At 56.5% G+C, this 19,384-nt stretch carries 12 protein-coding genes and 2 pseudogenes; 7 read left to right on the forward strand and 7 right to left on the reverse strand.

The genetic code is table 11. The features are described from left to right. The first annotated feature begins 42 nt into the window (after nucleotides 1-42). The 6 genes from AB4O41_RS23460 (at nucleotide 43) to AB4O41_RS23485 (ending at nucleotide 10,145) form a co-directional block, all read left to right on the forward strand. Nucleotides 43-4,134, forward strand: coding sequence for a Tc toxin subunit A-related protein (locus AB4O41_RS23460; protein WP_460144874.1), 4,092 nt, complete (start codon nucleotides 43-45; stop codon nucleotides 4,132-4,134). After that, a complete protein-coding gene (locus AB4O41_RS23465; RefSeq protein WP_460144875.1) occupies nucleotides 4,127-5,485 on the forward strand; it encodes an Ig-like domain-containing protein in 1,359 nt (452 codons plus the stop codon). The genes AB4O41_RS23460 and AB4O41_RS23465 overlap by 8 nt, the downstream gene beginning before the upstream one ends. After that, the gene (locus AB4O41_RS23470; RefSeq protein ID WP_460144876.1) at nucleotides 5,437-7,473 is read left to right on the forward strand and encodes a hypothetical protein; all 2,037 of its coding nucleotides are present in this window, start codon (nucleotides 5,437-5,439) and stop codon (nucleotides 7,471-7,473) included. The genes AB4O41_RS23465 and AB4O41_RS23470 overlap by 49 nt, the downstream gene beginning before the upstream one ends. Beyond that, nucleotides 7,470-7,841 (forward strand): hypothetical protein, encoded by a 372-nt coding sequence (locus tag AB4O41_RS23475; protein WP_460144877.1) that lies wholly within the window; start codon nucleotides 7,470-7,472, stop codon nucleotides 7,839-7,841. The genes AB4O41_RS23470 and AB4O41_RS23475 overlap by 4 nt, the downstream gene beginning before the upstream one ends. 194 nt (nucleotides 7,842-8,035) lie before the next feature. Next, nucleotides 8,036-9,031 carry a hypothetical protein gene (locus tag AB4O41_RS23480; RefSeq protein ID WP_460144878.1) on the forward strand — a complete coding sequence of 332 codons (996 nt, stop codon included), beginning with the start codon at nucleotides 8,036-8,038 and terminating at the stop codon, nucleotides 9,029-9,031. Between the two features lie 136 nt (nucleotides 9,032-9,167). Next, nucleotides 9,168-10,145, forward strand: a complete 978-nt coding sequence (locus AB4O41_RS23485) for a hypothetical protein (RefSeq protein WP_460144879.1) — start codon at nucleotides 9,168-9,170, stop codon at nucleotides 10,143-10,145. 55 nt (nucleotides 10,146-10,200) lie between these two features. On the opposite strand, the gene AB4O41_RS23490 is transcribed toward AB4O41_RS23485, so the two are convergent. From AB4O41_RS23490 to AB4O41_RS23515, 6 genes and pseudogenes are all read right to left on the reverse strand, one after another. Beyond that, nucleotides 10,201-11,532 (reverse strand): DUF58 domain-containing protein, encoded by a 1,332-nt coding sequence (locus AB4O41_RS23490; RefSeq protein ID WP_460144880.1) that lies wholly within the window; start codon nucleotides 11,530-11,532, stop codon nucleotides 10,201-10,203. 175 nt (nucleotides 11,533-11,707) lie between these two features. Continuing rightward, the gene (locus AB4O41_RS23495; protein ID WP_460144881.1) at nucleotides 11,708-12,709 is read right to left on the reverse strand and encodes an AAA family ATPase; all 1,002 of its coding nucleotides are present in this window, start codon (nucleotides 12,707-12,709) and stop codon (nucleotides 11,708-11,710) included. Next, nucleotides 12,706-13,869, reverse strand: a complete 1,164-nt coding sequence (locus AB4O41_RS23500; protein ID WP_460144882.1) for a DUF4350 domain-containing protein — start codon at nucleotides 13,867-13,869, stop codon at nucleotides 12,706-12,708. The genes AB4O41_RS23495 and AB4O41_RS23500 overlap by 4 nt, the downstream gene beginning before the upstream one ends. Continuing rightward, nucleotides 13,866-15,409, reverse strand: a pseudogene (locus AB4O41_RS23505) (DUF4129 domain-containing protein). The gene AB4O41_RS23500 and the pseudogene AB4O41_RS23505 overlap by 4 nt, the downstream one beginning before the upstream one ends. Further along, nucleotides 15,396-16,373, reverse strand: coding sequence for a stage II sporulation protein M (locus AB4O41_RS23510; RefSeq protein WP_460144883.1), 978 nt, complete (start codon nucleotides 16,371-16,373; stop codon nucleotides 15,396-15,398). Before AB4O41_RS23510 ends, AB4O41_RS23505 begins: the two are co-directional and overlap by 14 nt. Further along, nucleotides 16,370-17,095 (reverse strand): RDD family protein, encoded by a 726-nt coding sequence (locus AB4O41_RS23515; RefSeq protein WP_460144884.1) that lies wholly within the window; start codon nucleotides 17,093-17,095, stop codon nucleotides 16,370-16,372. The genes AB4O41_RS23510 and AB4O41_RS23515 overlap by 4 nt, the downstream gene beginning before the upstream one ends. Nucleotides 17,096-17,277: 182 nt before the next feature. On the opposite strand from AB4O41_RS23515, the pseudogene sbcB reads away from it, so the two are divergent. Beyond that, nucleotides 17,278-18,707 (forward strand): annotated as a pseudogene (gene sbcB / locus AB4O41_RS23520) (exodeoxyribonuclease I). 98 nt (nucleotides 18,708-18,805) lie between these two features. Here the strand turns inward: sbcB and mvaT are convergent. Then, nucleotides 18,806-19,183, reverse strand: coding sequence for a histone-like nucleoid-structuring protein MvaT (mvaT, locus tag AB4O41_RS23525; RefSeq protein WP_007933316.1), 378 nt, complete (start codon nucleotides 19,181-19,183; stop codon nucleotides 18,806-18,808). Nucleotides 19,184-19,384: the final 201 nt, after the last annotated feature.

The raw sequence follows: 19,384 nt of genomic DNA on the forward strand, positions 1-19,384 counted from the left end.
ATTGTCCAGCCATTGACGCTCGACATCGACAAGGAGATTGACATGATTACGCTGCAGATGGGTGCGCTCAAGGCATTACGGCGTGATGCGCTGATCGAATTTTGCATCGGCCTCAAAGACCTCGACGCGAACGAGGAAGATCATTCACGTATTGTCTCGCTGGATAATTTATTCGAATGGTTGCGCACCGATCCTGCCGACAGCGATCAGGTCATGACCTCTAAGGTGGCTGAGGCGGTGAGCTGTTTTCAGCAATACATTCACGCGGTCTACCAGAAACTGGAGCCGGGTTACGTCGGACGAGAGTTCCCCGCCAAGGATCTGGAAGACTGGGACATTGCCCATAATTACCCCGTCTGGGCCGCCAGCCAGTTGCTTAAATGCACGCCCGAAGACTACATCACGCCTTATGCGCGTATTCGCAAGACCAGCCTGTTCAAGGTGCTTGAAAGCAACCTCAATCAAACTCGCCTGACGACCGATTCGGTACAACGTGGTGTGCAGGAATACCTTCGGGTGTTCGAAGAAACCTGCAACCTGGAAGTGCTCAATGGTTACATGAGTACCGCAAATCCGCTTGACGCCGTTTATTACTTCATTGGCCGCGAGCGCATCGAGCCGCACCGTTATTTCTGGCGCAAAGCGGATATAGAGCTCGACGGTTCGTCCGTGGCCGTGAACCCGACCGCCTGGAGTGAGTGGCAACAGGCCGACATTGGCGCCGAAGGTAAGGTGCTGGACAGCCGTCCGGTGTTCTGGGGCGGCCGGTTGTGCCTGGTATGGGCGACGTGGCATGAGGCATTGTTCAACGCAGACAACAAACTGCAAAAACCCTATGAGTTGGAACTCAGCGTGGCGTTCATTGCCTTGAACGGGCAATGGTCGGCACCCGTCAACTTGCACCGGTCGGAATATAAAGAGGACGTCTCGCCAGGCTTGAGGATGGTAGCGGTGGCGCTACGTGATGTGTTCGACAAGGCCGACCCCGATGGACGCCTGGCGGTGCACGTGACCAATGGTCGCGGGACGACGGTGGGCAACAACCCGGTGGAAATCTACGAAACCCGCGATTCGCTGTTTCGCAAGGTGCCAGATGAAAGCTCTCTGATGGATTATCTTGCGCAGGAGCAGTTCGATAATTCGTTCACCCTCCAGCATTCGATAGCGCCCAAGGACTTTCCCTCTTTAACTTCAGAAGTCACCACGCCGGGCAGTCTGACGGCGCACTACGTATTAAAGGCCTACGTTGTTCGTCGAGGCACAGAAGATCACGTGTTTGTACAGGGACATTGTTCCCGGGTGCCCGGCGGGGGCGTAACTAGCAAAACGGTTGCATTGAAAGTCGAATACGCTGCGGGAGGTGATTCTGCAGAGTATTCCGGCAGCCACTCCGGGAGCGGGGGATGGTCTACGCCCTGGCTAGAAATCAAGCGGCAGTCATTGGCCAATACCAACATTACCGTCACTTTGGGGGTGGCGGATTTCGGCACTAAGACCTATGAGCTTCGCGTCCAAAGCGTTCCTGAAGTCAAGCTGCTGCCGACATTGCTGAAAACCAATGAAAAAGGCGCGCAGTTTCTGAATTTCAGTCAGCCGATCAAACTCAAGTACGTGCGCATGAATACGCTGATCGGTGGCGAGCTGGTGTTTCGTACCCATGTGTCCATGGCCGCGGTGCTTGACTGGACCACCCAGTTCCCTGGAGAGCCACCATTGCCCGAGGGGAGCGAACCCAATGGCCCTTTCGACGGTTGCAACGGTTTGTTTTTCTGGGAACTGTTCTTCCACCTGCCTCATCTGGTGGCGTGCCGGTTACGTGATGAAGAACGCTTTCTCGAGGCCCAGCAGTGGTTACATTACCTGTTCGACCCGCAGGCTCCGGCCGACCTCCCCGGCGTGCCCAACCCTAAACCTCAGTATTGGCGCTGCCGCCCGTTAAATGTCGACCAGGCCAATATCGCCTACGAGGTGAAGGCACCGACTGACCCGGACGCGATTGCCTACTCATCGCCCCGGCATTACAAAACGGTGATTTTTCTCGACTATGTCAGCAACATCATGGCCTGGGGCGATTGGCACTATCGTCAACTGACCCGAGACAGCCTTGCCGTTGCCAAATTGCACTACACGCGTGCAAAAACATTGATGGGGTCTGCGCCCATCAAGCAGACGGTGAGCAAATGGACGTCGACCGCTCTGAAGGAGCTGATCAAGGAGATCGTCGATAAGCCGAACCTGCAAGCCTTCGAAGAAGCGCTTGCTGTGGACCCAACTCAATTACCCCTAAGTGCCAAGCACTTCGAGGCTCCATTCGCATGCGGCACCAAATCGTTCAAGTTACCGATCAGCCCTCGGTTGCTGGAGCTGTTTGACCTGCCGGCCAGCCGGATGTTTAACCTGCGCCATAACCTCACGATCGATGGCAAACCCTTGTCGATTCCGTTCTTCAGCCCCCCGGTAGACCCCAGTCAGCTATTGAACAGCCTGGCGGCCGGTGGCACGGGTGCCGCGCGGTTTATGGGAGGCCAGTTACGCGTGGCGGCATTCCGCTGGCGAGTGCTGTTCGATACGGCGTTGCGTTCTGTGCAGTTGTTACAGGAATTCGGCAACCAGGTGATGCGTCTGCTGGAGCAGGCCGATCGCGCAGAGCTGGAAGAGGTCCAGCAACGGCACTTGGTGGAACTTGGGGATTTTGCACAAAAAGTCCACGAGGAAACCAACGCGCAACAGCGTGCCAGCCTGAGCGCCTTGCAACGAAGCAGGACGATGGCCGAGGAGCGCCGTTCGCACTACGAGGAGCTGGAGCGGGAGAACATTTCATCGGGCGAATACAGCGTCATGGCCGAGCTCGATACGGTTAAGACTTTGTCGGCCACCAGTACCGGGTTTTTCGTGGCAGGTTCAGTCATCGATGCCTTCCCGAATATCTTTGGGGTGGGGGCAAACGGTGGGCATCGACCGGGCAGCATTCCCCAAGCCGTGGGTTTGGGCATCCAGATTGCCGCTGATATCCTTCTCAAGGATGCCGAGAAATCCCAGACGTCGGAAAACTATCGGCGCCGCCGGCAGGAATGGCGGCTGGCCCGTGATCAGGCCGGGGTGGAAATCAATGCCATCGATGCGCAAATCGAGGCTCAGCAATGCTCCATCGCCGCAGCCCAGGCTGGCCTTGAACAAACCCTGAAGGCCAATGCCCAGGCGTTGAATCTGTTCGAGTTTCTAAAAAAACGAGCCAGTAACCTGGAGCTGTATCGCTGGCACTTGGGGCAGCTTAAAACCCTGCACTTCCAGGCCTGCGATGCCGTTGTCAGCTTGTGTCTGAGTGCCCAGGCGGCGCTGCGAGCGGAAACCTGCGAGTTCGATACCGCAACGATTCGGCCGGACGTCTGGCTCGATCATCGCCATGGCCTGACGGCGGGCGACTCTTTGCGTCTGGACCTGCTGCGCATGGAGGCCAATTACCTGCAACGCTACGAACGGCGCCTTGAGCTGGTCAAGACCGTTTCGTTACGTCAGTTGTTTGACGACAGCTCGTACGAGCAAGAGCCCGGTTCATGGACGGAGGCGCTCGACGAACTCCAGCAGGGCGGCACCTTGAGCTTCTCACTGGGCCAACTGCTGTTTGACCGTGATTACACCAATCATTATTGCCGCCAGATCAGCGCCATAGAGGTCACGCTGCCGTTGATAAAAGGGCCCTTCGAAGATACCCGGGCCATTCTGACGCAAGTAGGCAGTTATACCGCCACCCAACCGTCGATCGCGTCCCTGGAATACCTGCATTCACCCGGCGACTCAGTAGCCCCCTCGGACGTGCTGATCAATCTGGGCAGTGGCCAGCAGGTGGCATTGTCCAGTGGGCTGGACGATATGGGGTTGACGACGTTCAAAGCCGATGAAGGTTTGCTCAATCCCTTTGAAAACACTGGGGCCGTTTCCCGCTGGCAACTGAAATTTCCCTGGCACGAACGGCCGCAACAGGAAGCGCAGTTGGCGGCGTTGACCGATATCGTGCTCAAGGTTCGCTATACCGCCAAAGTCGCAGATGCGAAGTTTGCAGCGAAGGTGGAGGAGCTGGTAGGGAACAAAAATCCTGGAACTGAAACCTCTGCAAAGGTAAGCCGCCATGAATGATCGTGCGCCTAATGCCAACACCAACCTGGTAGTCGATGGCGATCTTAGTCAGGCCGACAAATGGTGGGAGGGCACGCAATTCAACGTTAGAGGTGCTTGGTGGCTAGGGGATTATTTCAACTATTTGTCCATGGAAAACGAGGCTGCGGCGCATCAAATGATTGATGTACCGTTCAGTGGGAAAGGGAACGATGCGCGGTACCGCCTCACGTTTTTCTATGAAGTTCGTGGTGCAACGTATGGCATGGCCTCTGTAGTCAACACACGTAATGATCTAAAGGTCGAAGTCAGACTGCAGGCCCAGCCGCTTCATCAAAACGGGGCTGAACCGTTGGAATTGGCTCTTGTTGAACATGAAATGTTCCTCGACCTTGACCTGCAGCAAGGTGACCAGTTGAAGGTCATGTTTTCCCAGGTGAAAGACCCCTCCAATGTCCCTGACCAAGAAGTGATCGTGACGTTGATCGAGCTGCATTTGGTGCTTGCGCCGTTGCAGTTGCAGCGAATGATTAATGATGACCAGTCGTTCGAAACCGGGCAGACGCTTTATTTGTGCATGGGCGCCGAGGGTGAAACTGCCCATCAACTACGCTTCGAGCCGTTGCCGGATAGCCCATGGGCCGCCTTACCGGCGGCGTTGTGGACCGTGGACAATCCGCAGGAAGCCATCCTCATTGAGCCACAGTTGGGTGAGAACCAGTCGCTGGATCTGGCCTGGCGTCTCGACTGCCCGGTGCTGAAGGGGGATGCGCCTTTTCTGTTCTCGCTGTCGCTTCACAGCCAGTACACGGCGCAACCCTACACGATGGATGTTTCCCTCGGTCACCATCGGCTGGAAATGAACGTTGTTCAAGAGGCCGGTTTCTGGCCTGTTCTGGAATACAAGCAGACGGTGCCGCTGCAGGTTCAGGTGGTGTCGTATTACACCGGCCAACCCGTCCCGGGCCAGGAGGTGACTTGGAGTTTGGGCCAGGAGATTCTGTATCGCGGCGAGAGCGACAGGGAGGGCAAAGCCTCTTTCGATTTTACGCCCACCCTTAAAGGGGAACAGGTGATCAGGGCTACGGTGTCGAGCCCCTATTACCAGGATGCCAGCGTCCAGCAGTCGTTCGATATTCGCGTCCTTGAGTTCGACCCCTTTAAAGCGGTACAGGTCCGGTTCGAAGACGGGCCGGCTGCAATCTGGGGAGAAAAACTGGTTATCCCGACCGGGCCAGCTCGTATCCATTCACAGTGGTTCTGCCTGAGGACAGCCCTTTGCGGGATGAGTCGATCGCGGTGCACTGGAGCGAGGGTGGACACTTGCCCGGAGAGCTGGACGTCACTCTCGATCCTGATTTTGACGAATTGATTGTAGCCGACAGCATCGAGCTGGCGTGGACGCTGCTTTGCGGCGACAAGCTGGACGCGCGATTCGGTTTGTTTCTATCGAGCCCTCACTTGCTGCGTGATTCCCGCAGTAACGCCATGTCGCTGGCGCGCAATACATTCAAAATCGGTGATTGGCGAGAAGCCAACAAGTCACCCTTGGTGGATGAGGGCGATAGCGTTCATTGCATGCTGCAAGTGCTGACCAAGAAAGATGAGCCGGCGCTCAATATATCCATCGACTGGATCATTGGCGATGACCAGGTCACAACGCTGACGGGCGCAGGCGGTTGGGCCAGCGTATTCCATACACCGACCCATGCGCAGACATACGAGATAATCGCGCAGGTTCAACTACCTGATGGCGGCGTGCCGCTGGAACATTCGTTCACGGTCATCTCACGGTCCACCAGCGGCTGGAAAGACCATATCGAGTGCTCGCTGGATACGCAGGTGATCGATAGAAATAAGTGGGGCGTGGTTTGTCGCAGTGGCAGTACTCATAAATTCCGGATCGCCCCCACGAACGATGAAAGCCCGTTTATCGGTCAGCCGGTTACCTTGAATTGGCGTGGCGGGACGGATCCCCTACCGGGATTGGTATTTGTCCCGGCACTGGGAGCTCCTCGTCCCCTGACGAAAGAGGGGCTGGAGTGGACGGTCACTTCTGACGCTTCAGACATCGGTTTGTTCGAACTGGAAGTGACCAGCGGTTATCTGGAAGAGAAGCGCGAGCTTTCAGGTCGTCTGTTGGGCGAAAGCATCAAAGACGAAGCCACGCTGCTGTTCGATCAACTGCCTTCAATGATGGCCGAGAAAACTTTGTACCCGTGTCTGGGAGCCGTTCACACCCTGCGAGTGCTGCCTCACGCATTCAGCCCCTTACTGGGCCTGGAATTGCATTGGTCCGGCGCGGAGCCGCCGCCCGGGCTGGTCATCACCCCAGACAAAACCACGGGGCAGGTCATCACCGCGGGGGGCGTGCAGCTGAGCATCGACTGCCGTGATGTACCGCAAAAGGCTGAATACAATATTTTGCTGACGGAGCAAAGCGGGAAGTCCAGGCCCGCGGCACCCGTAGCGTTGAGCATTGACCACAATAAACTCAAGCCGGGTGAGCGGCGCCCGGTCGCAATTGATCCCGTACTGGACAAGGAGGAGAGCGTCCATCTGGAAGTCCAATTCCGGTCCTGGTTCAGCGATGCGCCCGTTGCCGGTAAAACGGTGGCATGGAGTGATCAGGAGGAAGCGCTGAGTGACTTGGTGACCGATCAAGACGGCTGGGCCAGGCTTGATTACGAACCGTTGCGCGCAGGGCTTATCTCTGTCCAGGCCCAAGTCGTTAACCCTTATGACGACAGCGTGACTGTGCAGACCGTCGAAGTGAATGCCCTGCAACGCGATCCGTGGCTGGACCTCAGGGTTCAATCGGATGACGGCGATGGCGAGTGGGGAGCGTCTTTCCTGCTTCCTCGTCATAACGGTGAATTCGATCTCACGTTGTCGGCTAATGAGGAAAGTTATCTTCGTGGTCAACGGGTGGCTTTGGGGCTGACGGGGACCGGGCCCAATGCATTAAGCATGGCGATAGAGCCCGTTCCGTTGGGTGATTTCCGTGACTTTGACAAAGATCTGCCCGTTACCCTCATATCCAGCGATGTGACGGACGGCAGTTTCTCGCTTCTCCTGGCGGCCACACGATTGCTGTCGCTGTCGCCGAGCCAACCCGTGTCATTGGGCGCACCCTTCAGGGGCGTCACATTGTCTGCCGACAACCGTGTTCTGCAGACGATTAATTGGGGGGGAAATTCGAGGCTGCTGTTACCGCTGTCTCCCGACTGGGTGAGCCTGTTGCCGGGCTGCCTGTTTATTGGGAAGGGCCGGGTGTGGGACGCGTATCTACGGTTACCAATTTCTACGGCGTGGCGAAGATTCAATTTACCCCGAAGATCCCGAGAGAGTCTGAAGTGATTGCCAAGACAGGGGATGAACACCACTGGGACTCGGTTTCATTTCGGTACACATTGATTGAGCCTCGGAAAATAGAGTCGCTCACCAGTCCGAAGCCAAGTGGTCAGGAGGGTGAATGGGTTTCAGCGGACATTGCCGTGGTGTCGGCCATGACCGGCAAGCCTTTGCAGGACGTTGAAGTGAAGTGGGATTACCCCGATAGATTGATTGCTCCGACGAGAACAGATGCTGACGGTATGGCGCGGGTGGAGTTCAAAATGTCGGGGGTAAGAAAGGGACTTCTAAAAGCTACCGTATCGGGTGGGTATGCCGGATGGGTGGTGCAGCGTCTGGAGTTTGAACTGATCTATACGTCTTCTGAATCGTAGTTTAATAGCGAGAGGTTGCATCGCTAAAAGCGAACCATCTGTTGAATTGTTAATTGATACGATGAAAATGTTGTTTGATATTCCCTTCTGGTTCCATGAGAAGATGTTTTACCCACTGCCAGTGTACTTTGTTGTGTAGGTTTGCTGGATAGGACTACCAATTTATCTAACTTGAGTGGGTGCGAGATATGTCTATGTCAATAAATGAAACTGAAACTGAAGCTGAGAACGAATCTGACTCTCCTACTTGGCGTCTGCATTTCAAACCTTACGTTAATGGCAAGAGGGTAAAGTGGGGCGAGGTGACGCTGAATTTAGTCGCGGGACAACGTTGCGAACTGAAGCTGGACTATGAAGACAGTACTTTTATTGGCGACCCAGATGCCTTTCTTGCTTTGGAATATCAAGAAGGTGTAGAAGGGCAAGGTCTGGTTTTTGATCCGCCCCTTGGACAATATTGCGAGATGGCAGAGGGGACCACTTCCTTGAGTTGGCTTATTATTACCGACCAGGCGCCTAGCGGTCCTTTTGGTTTGAAATTTAAGTTTCCAATTGGTTCAACTTTGCCGGATTCACCGCTATTGCCGGGAGAGGTGATTAATATCGCGCAAGAAGTGGACGTTGTATTCGAAGAGTTTCCGCTTGATTTCGAAGAGAATGCTGTCGCTTATCCCTGTCTTGGTGCGAGGCACACGTTCAGCGTGCGGCCTAAACCTTCCAGCCAGTTATTGGATAAGCCTATAAAACTGATATGGGGCGGGGATAGTCTCGGTGTGGTAGTCACGCCTCCATTGGAGAACGACCAGTTGCTGACGCAAGGGGGGGTGACGTGGGAACTGGATTGTCTCGACACTACAAATGTTGGGGATTTTTCCTTGCAGTTGATGTTGGTGGGTTGGGAGGGAGTATCTCCGCCATTAGCTATGTCGTTAGGGCATAACTTGGTGAGAGCTGAGCGTTGGAGTGAGGAGCATGATAGATGGCCAGATATTACATGGTATTCGCATCATATTCGTGCGATCTCCGTGTTTTTGAATAAGCCCTCACCTGGTGTTCAAGTAACTGTCAGGCGTAACGATAACACGAGCTACAACAACACCAATTCACAGGGTGAGGCTCAGGCGGATGTTTACGACGATACTATTATCGAAATGAAAATTTTCAATAAATACGATGGAAGCATCGTATGACATTCACTTCTGTTTTCACTAAGCAATAAACGCTTTTTTCAATGAGATAAGGTGTTTAGCTCGCCGCGAGCCTATCCTGTCGGGTGGGTTTGCTGGATGGAAATTACAATTTATTTAATTTGAATGGGGGGTGAATATGTCCGATTTAATATTTTATTCTCCTACTTGGCGTCTGCATTTCAAACCTTACGTTAATGGCAATAGGGTAAAGTGGGGCGAGGTGACGCTGAATTTAGTCGCGGGACAACGTTGCGAACTGAAGTTGGACTATGAAGACAGCACTTTTATTGGCGACCCAGATGCCTTTCTTGCTTTGGAATATCAAGAAGGTGTAGAAGGGCAAGGTCTGGTTTTTGATCCGCCCCTTGGACAATATTGCGAGATGGCAGAGGGAACCACCTCCTTGAACTGGTCTATTTTCACCGACCAGGCGCCTAGCGGTCCTTTTGGTTTGAAATTTAAGTTTCCAATTGGTTCAACTTTGCCGGATTCACCGCTATTGCCGGGGGAAATAGTTAATATCGCGCAAGAAGTAGACGTTATATTCGACGAGTTTCCGGTTACTTTCGAAACGAGTACCGCCTATCCCTGCCATGGTGCCACGCACACGTTTACCGTGCGGCCCAAACCTTCCAGCTATTTTTTGAATAAGGAAGTAAAACTGCTATGGGGCGGGAAATCCGCGGAAAGTCTCGGTGTGGTGATCACTCCCGCGTTGGAAAACGTCCGGCAGTTAACGGTTGAGGGACTGACATGGGAAGTGAATTGCCTCAGTACTACTGAAGACGGAGATTTTTCCTTGCAACTGGGATTGGTGGATTCGTGGGTGGTCTCTTCGCCATTAACTATGTCGCTGGGGCATAATTTGTTAACAGCTGAGCGATGGCAAACATCACATCATCAATGGCCAGATATCGAATGGACCAGTTATCACATTCGGGTAAAATCTGCGTTTACGGAAAAGGTAATAAGTGGTGTGAAAGTTATTCTGGAGTATCCTGGTGGTGAAGAAAATAAACGGACTGATGCTAAAGGGGAGTTCGCTACAACGATAAGTCAGCAGAGTATTCGTCGCTTGAAGGTTTATAATCCATACAATAAAGACTATGTCTGATGTTTGCCTGTGGTTCTTCAATAATGCTTTTTAATAAGTAAGTCTGGGTGGCGGCTTATAAGGTTTTGGTCTTTTTCAATGTTATGTACCGCGTCACCAACGCAGTGCCCAGTTCGCTGGGACATGAATCCAGAACGGAGATGTCATGAATAGTCAGCCGCTTATGAAATTCGGCCCGCACATTCAAATATTCCACCGCCCCGCAATAAGCCAGCGCCTCCGTCAAGTCCTGCACTGGCGTTTGCCGCAGACTGTCGAGCCTTTCCTCCCGCAGGCTCGCCACCAACACTCGATGTTGCTTGCCCAGGCGTTTGACGGCGGTGAGCAAATCTTCATCGTCCTCATCCCGCAGGTTGGTCACCAACACCACCAGCGCCCGGCGTTTTTGCCGGGTCAGTAGCTGGTTGGCAGCAGCCAGATAGTCGGCCGGGCGCTGGCTGCTGTCCAGATCGTAGACGGTGTTGAGCAGCAAGTTAAGCTGGCCGCTGCCTTTGGCCGGGGCGAGGTAGCGGGGCTGGTTGCTGGCGAAGGTGCTCAGGCCGACGGCATCGCCTTGGCGCAAGGCGGTGTAGGCGAGCAGCAGGCAGGCGTTCAAGGCGTGGTCGAAATGCGACATTTCGCCGTCCTGGCTGCGCATGCGTCGGCCGCAGTCGAGCAGGAAGATGATTTGCTGGTCGCGCTCGTCTTCGTACTCGCGGGCGATGGGGGTGCGGTGGCGGGCGGTGGCTTTCCAGTCGATCTGGCGCAGGCTGTCGCCTTCGCGAAATTCGCGTAATTGATGGAATTCCTGCCCCTGGCCGCGTCGTTGGAGCTGGCGTACACCAATCTGGTTGAGCCAGTTATCCACAGCTCGCAATTGTCCACCGTAGAGGCGGGCGAAGTCGGGGTAGACGCGGGTGTTGTCGAGCACATTCAACAGACGTTTGTCCGACCACAGGCCCATTGGGCTTGGCAGGCTGATTTCACAGTGTTCGAAGGTGAAGTGGCCGCGCTTGAGTGGGCGCAGGCGATAGCCGATCTGGCTCTGTTGGCCGGGTTGCAGTTCGACGGACAACGGAAGGTGTTCGAAGTCCAGGCCATGCGGCACATGGTCGAATATCTGTATGTTCAGCGGTTGGGCAAAATCGTGCTCGACCTCCAGTCGCACTTCACCCCATCGGCCGAGCGCCAGGCTGCCGGGCATTTGTCGTTGTACGTGTGGAGAGGGCAGGCGTTTGAGGCGGATGGCGTCGAGTATCGCCGAGGCCAGCAGCGCTAACAGTAATCCCCAGTTGATCGCCAAAAGGCTCGATGGGACCGCGATGTCCAGCGCCCGCAATGCGCCGAGCACGATGCCGATGGCCAGCAGGACTGCGAGCCAGATCAGCTGCAGGCGCGTGGGTTTCATCGGCGTATACCTTTTGTGGCGAGGGAGCTTGCTCCCGCTGGGGGGCGAAGCAGCCCTGGAACCAGCCGACACAGAGTGTCAGGTAAAACGCGTTTACCTGTATTGCGACTGCTTCGCAGCCGAACGGGGGCAAGCCCCCTCGCCACAGGAGTATCGTTTGCCGAAGTAGCGGGTTTCACAGACGCGGCGCCGGCACTTGATCGAGTAACTGCCTGAGCACCTGATCGACTTCCAGCCCTTCGATGTCCAGCTCCGGGGCAATTCGCACACGATGACGCAGAACGGCCAGCGCGCAACCTTTGATGTCATCGGGAATCACGAACTCGCCACCACGCAACAAGGCCCGGGCACGAGCGCAACGTACCAGCGCGATTGACGCACGTGGCCCGGCGCCCAGGGTCAACCCCGGCCAGGTTCGGGTGGTGCGGGCCAGACGTATGGCGTAATCAAGCACTTGATCGTCCAGCGGCAGATCGCTGGCAATGCGTTGCAAGGCCAGCACGTCCTTGGCTTGCAACACCGTGCGCAATGGTTGCACGTCGAGCATGTCGGCCCGGGTCGAGCGGCTGACCTGGCGCACCATGTTCAATTCCTGCTCGGCATCGGGGTAATCCATGCGCACCTTGAGCATGAAGCGGTCGAGCTCGGCTTCCGGCAACGGATAAGTGCCTTCCTGTTCGATGGGGTTTTGCGTGGCGAGCACCATGAACGGTTGCGCGATGGGCAGGGCGCGGCCTTCGAGGGTGACTTGGCGTTCCTGCATGGCTTCGAGCAACGCCGCCTGGGTTTTCGCCGGGGCACGGTTGATCTCGTCAGCCAGTAGCAGGTTGGTGAATAGCGGGCCTTTGCGCAGTTTGAATTGCTCGGTTTGCAAGTCGTACACCGCGTGCCCGGTGACATCGCTGGGCATCAGGTCCGGGGTGAACTGGATGCGTGCGAATTCACCGCCGAAGCAGCGAGCGAGGGCGCGCACCAACAACGTCTTGCCCAATCCCGGCACACCTTCGAGCAGCACATGGCCGCCAGCGATCAGGGCGGTAAGCACATCGTCGATGACGATGTTCTGTCCGATCACGGCTTTTTGCAGTTCCGTCCTTATCGCTTGGGCCAACTGACTGGCGCGCTGGCGCTGCTGGACGGCGTGGGGCTGTGTGCCGGGCTCGATCTGTTCACTCATAAGGCGTTCCTCAAGGTTTGCAGGTGGGCGACCTGACGGCTGAATTCAGCGCTGGGCAGCCGCTGCTTCGGTCGCGGGCTCATGGCCTGGCTGATGGCGCGTGTGGGTTGGCCGGTCAGGCGTGCGAGCACCAGCCACTGTTCGGCAACGCCGAGTTGTTCAAAACCGGGATGACGGTGACGGACACGCCGCAGGATGTCTTGTTGCAAGGCTTGCAACAGGCTGTGCTGACCGTTGTGACGGAGCATGAAACCGGCGCTGGCACGCAGGTGTTCCTGAAGCTGGCGGCGGGCTCTCGTGGCCGGTTCCAGCAACGGGCCGTTGCGCACGCCAACATGCCAGAACCCGAAAACGATCAAGGCGATCAGGGTCACCAAGGCTTGTGGAAAGTAGCGCCACAGCAAGGTCAGCAAGCTGTCGTGATCGGTATTGAACAGCAGCGTCACGTCTGTGTCGGCCGTCAGGTACCACAGTAGCCAGGCGTTGTCGTACTGGTCGATGGCCGGGGTTTTCCAGAGGTCGGCGTCGGTGACCACGGTGATCGAACCGAGCCCGTGGCTTAGCTGCATCATGTGCGTGGCTTTGCCACTGTTGGCCCAAGCCTGGGCTAGGTTTTTCGGATCGTCGAGGTGGAACGCGGTATCGAAGCTGAAGTAGGCCGGCGCCTCTTCGTTTTCCAGGTAGAGCTTGGTCAGCTTGGGGTAGGGGTCGTCATTGAGATCGGGTGGCGGTTCCTTGAGGTCTTTGCTCAGGGATTGGTGCAGTTGCACCCGGTCGAGCAGCAGGTCATTGCTCTGACCGGTCTTTTCATCCCACAGGGCTTCGGCGACGAATAAAAGACGTCCACCGGCCCGGGTCCAGTTCAACACCTGATTCACCTGTCGCGGCGACATCCTCGATCGATCGCCCAGCAACAACAAACTGCGCTGATGAGGTTCGAGGGTCGGCAGGATGTCGAGGCTGTTGGCGTGATTGACGGTCAGGCCCTGTTTACGCAGAAAATGCTCGGCTGCCAGATAGGGGTTGGCCTGGGCTTCGGGCGATGGGCCGTGATCGATTTCTGCTGGATAGGGTATGGCCTTGAAATACAGGTAAACACCCAGTGCACACACTAGCAGGGCGATGAACGCACCGACTGAAAGCCACAAGCGCCGGTTCAACGGACCGCTCCCGGGCCGAACAACATGCGCCAGCCATCACAAAGTTCCTGTTGCAAATGCGCGGGGGCAATCGATGCCCATACGCCATGTTCTGCCAGTGCCCGGTGAGGTTTTTACTGAAGGCCAGCAAGGCAGGTTGTTGCAGTTGTTCGACGCGTTGAAGAACTTCGCCTTCGGTGTCGGCGGGTTTGAGCGCCATGTTGAAGTCGTGCAGCAAGTGGCTGAGCAGGGCGCGATAGAGCAACCCGAGGGCTTCACGGGGATTTGTCTGCCAGAGGCTTTCGGCGCTGGCTGCGATGTCGGCGGGCAGGGTTTCGCGGTTGAGGTCCAGGCCGAACGCCTGCTGCGGTAATGGCCGCGCGACTTTACGATTTAACGTAGGTCGGCGGCTGACGAACGCCTGCAACCAGTCGCGGTAACGCCAGATCAATAACCCAATAGCGCCGATCACTGCGCCCCACAGCAATACCTCGATCAGGTTGGCCAATACGCCGAAGCGTTGGCTTTCCAGCAAGCTGAATAGAGCCTTCAGCCATGCGGGCGTTTGACCATCGTCGGCAGTGTCGGAGGCGGGTTTGTCTTCGCCAAAGCGATAGCGCGTTACCGTTTCCTTGTTCTTGAATGGTGGCTGATCGAGGATGGCCTTGATGCTGTCCCGGGACGCCTGGCTGGTCAGTGGCTGGTCCAGCAGGCGCGCAGAGTCCGGTGAAATAACCGGTTCGGCAGCCCAGACGCTTTGCGCCGTCGGCACCAGCAGGATCGCGGCCAGCAGCAGCGTGACAACCGCGCTGGTCAAGCGTTGACGCATTCGGCGAAACACCAGCTCGATATCCCAGGCTTCCAGTCGCGTGCGCCGGTTCAGATAAAGGCTGAAACCGCAGGCCACATAAATCGGTTCCCAGACAATCAGCACCAGAACGTAAAAGGTATTGGTCAGGTGTTCCAGCCAGCGCCAGTCTTGAGTGGCGGCGGCGATCAAGGTCTGCCAGCCCCAGTCGAGTTCGACCTGTTGCGGCAAAAGCATGTAGAACAGCACCATCAAGCCGATCCACAGCGCGGTTTCCAGATGCACGCCGATGATCGTCAGCCACTGCGCGGCACCCGCGTTGCGCTGGAGCAACACGCGTAAACGTTGTTGGCGTGCTTCGCCCCCCAGGCCTTCGAGTTGCACCACCGGCATCAGAAAACTGCGGCTCAGGCTCAGGCGGCGCCAGGTCAGGCTGGCCAGCAGTTGTGGCTTGAGCAGGCGTGGCCATTGGCGCAGGGCCTGCTTCAGCGTGGGGGTTTCACCGAACATGGCTTTGGACAGGATGTACAGCGGCAGCCGATCGAACGCCGGTTTGAGCCACCAGAACAGGAACACGGCGAGGGAGGGTGAATCCCACAGCAGCAAGGTGAGCAGGGCGAAGATCGGCAAGGTCACGATCGCCCAACTGGTCATCAACAGGCGTCGGTGGCGCTGGCTCAGCAGTACCCCCAGATCCATGGCTTCCCAGGTCGTGCGCGGACGGATCACCACACTGGCATCACTCAGACGCATGGCGCGTCCGTCCGGCGAACAGCAGATAAGTCGCCACCAGGCACCAGAGCGCCGCGCCGACCAGGTATTTGGTCAGCGGCGCGAGCCCGGTCCGCGACGACCAGTAGGCTTCGATAAACGCCGCAATCAGCAGAAACAGCATGACCCCGCAAATCAGCAACACGCTCTTGCGCGCTGCCAGTTGCAGGGCTTCGGCGCGGGGCAAACGCCCCGGCGCGATCAAGGCCCAGCCCAGTTGCAGTCCTGCGGCGCCGGCCAGGGCAATGGCGCTCAGTTCGAAAGCGCCATGGCCAATCACGAACGACCAGAAGGTTTGCCCGTAACCAATGTGCGTCAGGTGCCCGGCCACTGCTCCGATCATCAAACCGTTGAAGAACAGGAAAAACGCGCTACCCAAGCCAAACAGCAAACCACTGGCGAAGGTCTGAAAAGCGATGCCGATGTTGTGCATGATGTAGTAACCGAACATCACCCAGTCTTCGCTGGCTGCCCGATCTGCCAAGCGCCCCAGATGACCGGCGACGGGATCGTACATGCTTTGCATCTCACTGACCTGCTCGGCGGGGATCAGGTTGTAGACCAGCTCCGGGAACAGATACACCAACAATGCGAAGCCGATCAGGCTGCCAAAAAACATCAGGCTGGCGGCAAAAACGAAACGCCACTGCTCACGCACCAGTCGCGGGAAATCGGCGAGGATGAAACTCAACACGTTGGCACCCAGTCGACTGCGATGCCGATAAAGCTGTTGATGTCCGCGCAGGACCTGTTGCTGCAATGAGTCGATCAGGAAACTGCTGTAGCCGCGCTCCTGAGCCAGGGCCAGGTGTTGGCAGATCCGTCGATAATCGCTGGGAAAACTGGCGATTCCTGAGGCGTCCTTGCCGCGTTCCAGCCGTTCAAGCATGAGTGCAAACTGCTCCCATTCGGCACTGTGGCGACTTTCGAAAAGGCTTTGCTTCATGTGGGGCCCAACAGTCCACGGGCGATGCCGTTGAGTTCGGCCCTCGCCTGTGGCGCAGATACCTGTAACGGTTGCGCGAGTATCGCGGCGAGCTCGTTGGCCCGTGCCTCGGAGAGTTCACCCTGGCGTTCGGCAAACCCGAGGATGGCGCGTTGCTCGCTCAGCGTCAGCGCGAAGGCTGCGCGCCGCGGCGAGACATCAGGCAACTGCGGTCGGGTGAGTGGTTGTTCGCGGTAGATCACCAGCGTACCGGCAGCCAGGTCGCCGAGGCGTTTGAAGGTGGGATGTTGCAGGCAGCTGATCGCCCCGAGAAAGTAGCCGAACGGCAGCATGTCGACAAATCGCAGCAGGTTGCGCAGCAAGGACGCGGACCAGCCGATCGGCGTGCCATCGTCATGCACCACGCGCAACCCCATCCATTGCTTGCCCGGCGAGCGGCCCTGATTAAGCATCTCGAACAGCACCATGTACCACCAGCTCACCACGAACAGCAGAATCGAGCCAAGCCCGGCGCCAAGTTTTCCGAGAAACGCCAACATAATAAACAGCAGGCCCAGAATTAACCCACGCAGGCCCAGGTCAATGGCGAACGCCAGCGCCCGCACCATCAACCCGGCCGGGCGCAGCGGCAAGTCGATGCCTTCGGGCGTTTCGACGTGATACCGCGTGTCCAGTGGCCGGGCCAGCGTCGCTTTCCCTGGCAGTGCTGTGGTCTCGAGCATGGGCAACCTTGATGTGGCCTGGTCCGGATTCGATTTCCGTTCGATGCTAGCAGCCTCTTGGGGGAAAACGACATAACTATGTATTGCACGGTGCGTGGTCAGAGATGATTGAATGACAAGATTCTGGTCGGGGCGGTATATGTGCGCCTAGACTTCGCCGGTCTTCAGTTCAGGAACAACCCGTGACCTCGATCTTCTGGTACGACTATGAAACCACTGGCATCAACCCCCGTTGCGACCGCCCGCTGCAAGTGGCGGGGATTCGCACCGACTTCGATCTCAATGAAATAGACGAACCGGTCAACCTTTATTGCCAGCCCAGCGACGACATCCTGCCTCATCCGGCGGCGTGCGCGATCACCGGTATTACGCCCGCGCGTCTGGCCGAGCAAGGTTTGAGCGAAGCCGATTTCATGACACGGGTGCATGCCCAGCTCGCGGCGCCCGGCACTTGTGGGGCCGGGTACAACACGTTGCGTTTCGACGACGAGATGACCCGTTACAGCCTGTATCGAAACTTTTTCGACCCCTACGCACGGGAGTGGCAGGGCGGCAACAGTCGCTGGGACCTGATCGATGTGGTGCGCGCGGCTTATGCCTTGCGTCCCGATGGCCTCGTCTGGCCCAAGGACGACGAAGGGCGAGTCACGCTCAAACTCGAACGCCTGACCGCGGCCAATGGCATCGATCACGGGCATGCACACGAGGCGCTGTCGGATGTTCGCGCCACCATCGCCCTGGCGCGTCTGATTCGGGAAAAACAGCCGAAGTTGTATGACTGGCTGTTTCAATTGCGCGGCAAACAAAAGGTCATGGATCAAATTCGGCTGTTGCAGCCGATGGTGCATATTTCCGGGCGCTTTCGGCGGCCCGCAACTATGTGGGTGTGGTGCTGCCGTTGGCCTGGCATCCCCGCAATCGCAACGCGCTGATTGTCTGTGACTTGCACCTGGACCCTCAGGGGCTTCTCGATCTGGATGCCGAAACCTTGCGTCAGCGGCTTTATACCCGCCGCGATGATTTGGCCGAAGGTGAACTGCCGGTGCCGCTCAAGCTGATACACATCAACAAGTGCCCGGTAGTGGCGCCGTTATCGGTACTTCGTCCTGACGATCAGCAGCGTTTGGGACTGGATATGGCGCTTTATCAGGAGCGGGCGCTGCGGCTAAGTGACGCACAACAAGTTTGGCGAGATAAAGTGTCAGACATTTACTCCCGCGACGATTTCTCTTCGAGCCAAGACCCCGAGCAACAGTTATACGACGGTTTTATCGGTGATCGGGACCGCCGTCTATGTGAGCAAGTCAGAACCGCCGACCCAGCGCAATTAGCACAAGAACTGTGGCCTTTCGATGATGAACGCTTGCCAGAATTATTGTTTCGTTATCGCGCACGCAACTTTCCCGATACGTTGAGCGTGGAAGAGCAAGAACGCTGGCGAATATTCTGTCAGAAACGTTTGTGTGCACCCGAGTGGGGCGCGCCAAATACGCTGGATAGTTTTCTGGAGGCGGCTGCTCAATCGATGACTAGTGCTACATCGTTTCAGCGAATGGTTCTGGATGAATGGCAGAATCATGTCCAGGTATTACGCAAACGTTTGAGTCTTTGAAAACGAAAATGATTGCCGCTTGAATTCCAGACATAAAAAAACGCCAGCATTCGCTGGCGTTCTTTTGAGTCGCGATCAGGCTGCGACACGCTTGCGGCTTAGCCCAGCAGGGTAGCCCAGCCTTCAACCACATCACCGCCCCACTTGGCTTTCCACTCTTTCAGAGTTTTGTGGTTGCCACCTTTGGTTTCGATGACTTCGCCGTTGTGCGGGTTTTTGTATTGTTTAACTTTGCGAGCACGTTTGGTGCCGGTAGTTTTTACTGCGCCGCCACGTGGAGCCTTGGTTTTGGACTCTGGATCCAAAAGCGCGATGATGTCACGCAGGGATTTGGAGTATTCGCCCATCAGGGTACGCAGTTTGCCTTCGAATTCCAGCTCGGTTTGCAGTTTGTCGTCTTGGGACAGATTCTTCAAACGGGCTTGCAGCTCTTTGATAGCTTCTTCGGTGGCGCGATATTCGTTGATCAAGGACATGAGGACTACCTTATGTTGGGCGCTGGATGGCAGGTGACAGTGCGACAATAATAGTCAGGGTGTTTCATCAAGTAAACATTTAACCAGAGTTTTATTTAAATTAGTTGAGGAATAGGACGCACATTGGAGAGACAGTTAAATAGCGTCACAAATATTCACAGTTGACCTCTTGAAGATTGCCCGCAAGAACACCATCGCGTG

Source organism: Pseudomonas sp. S2_A02 (assembly GCF_054668495.1).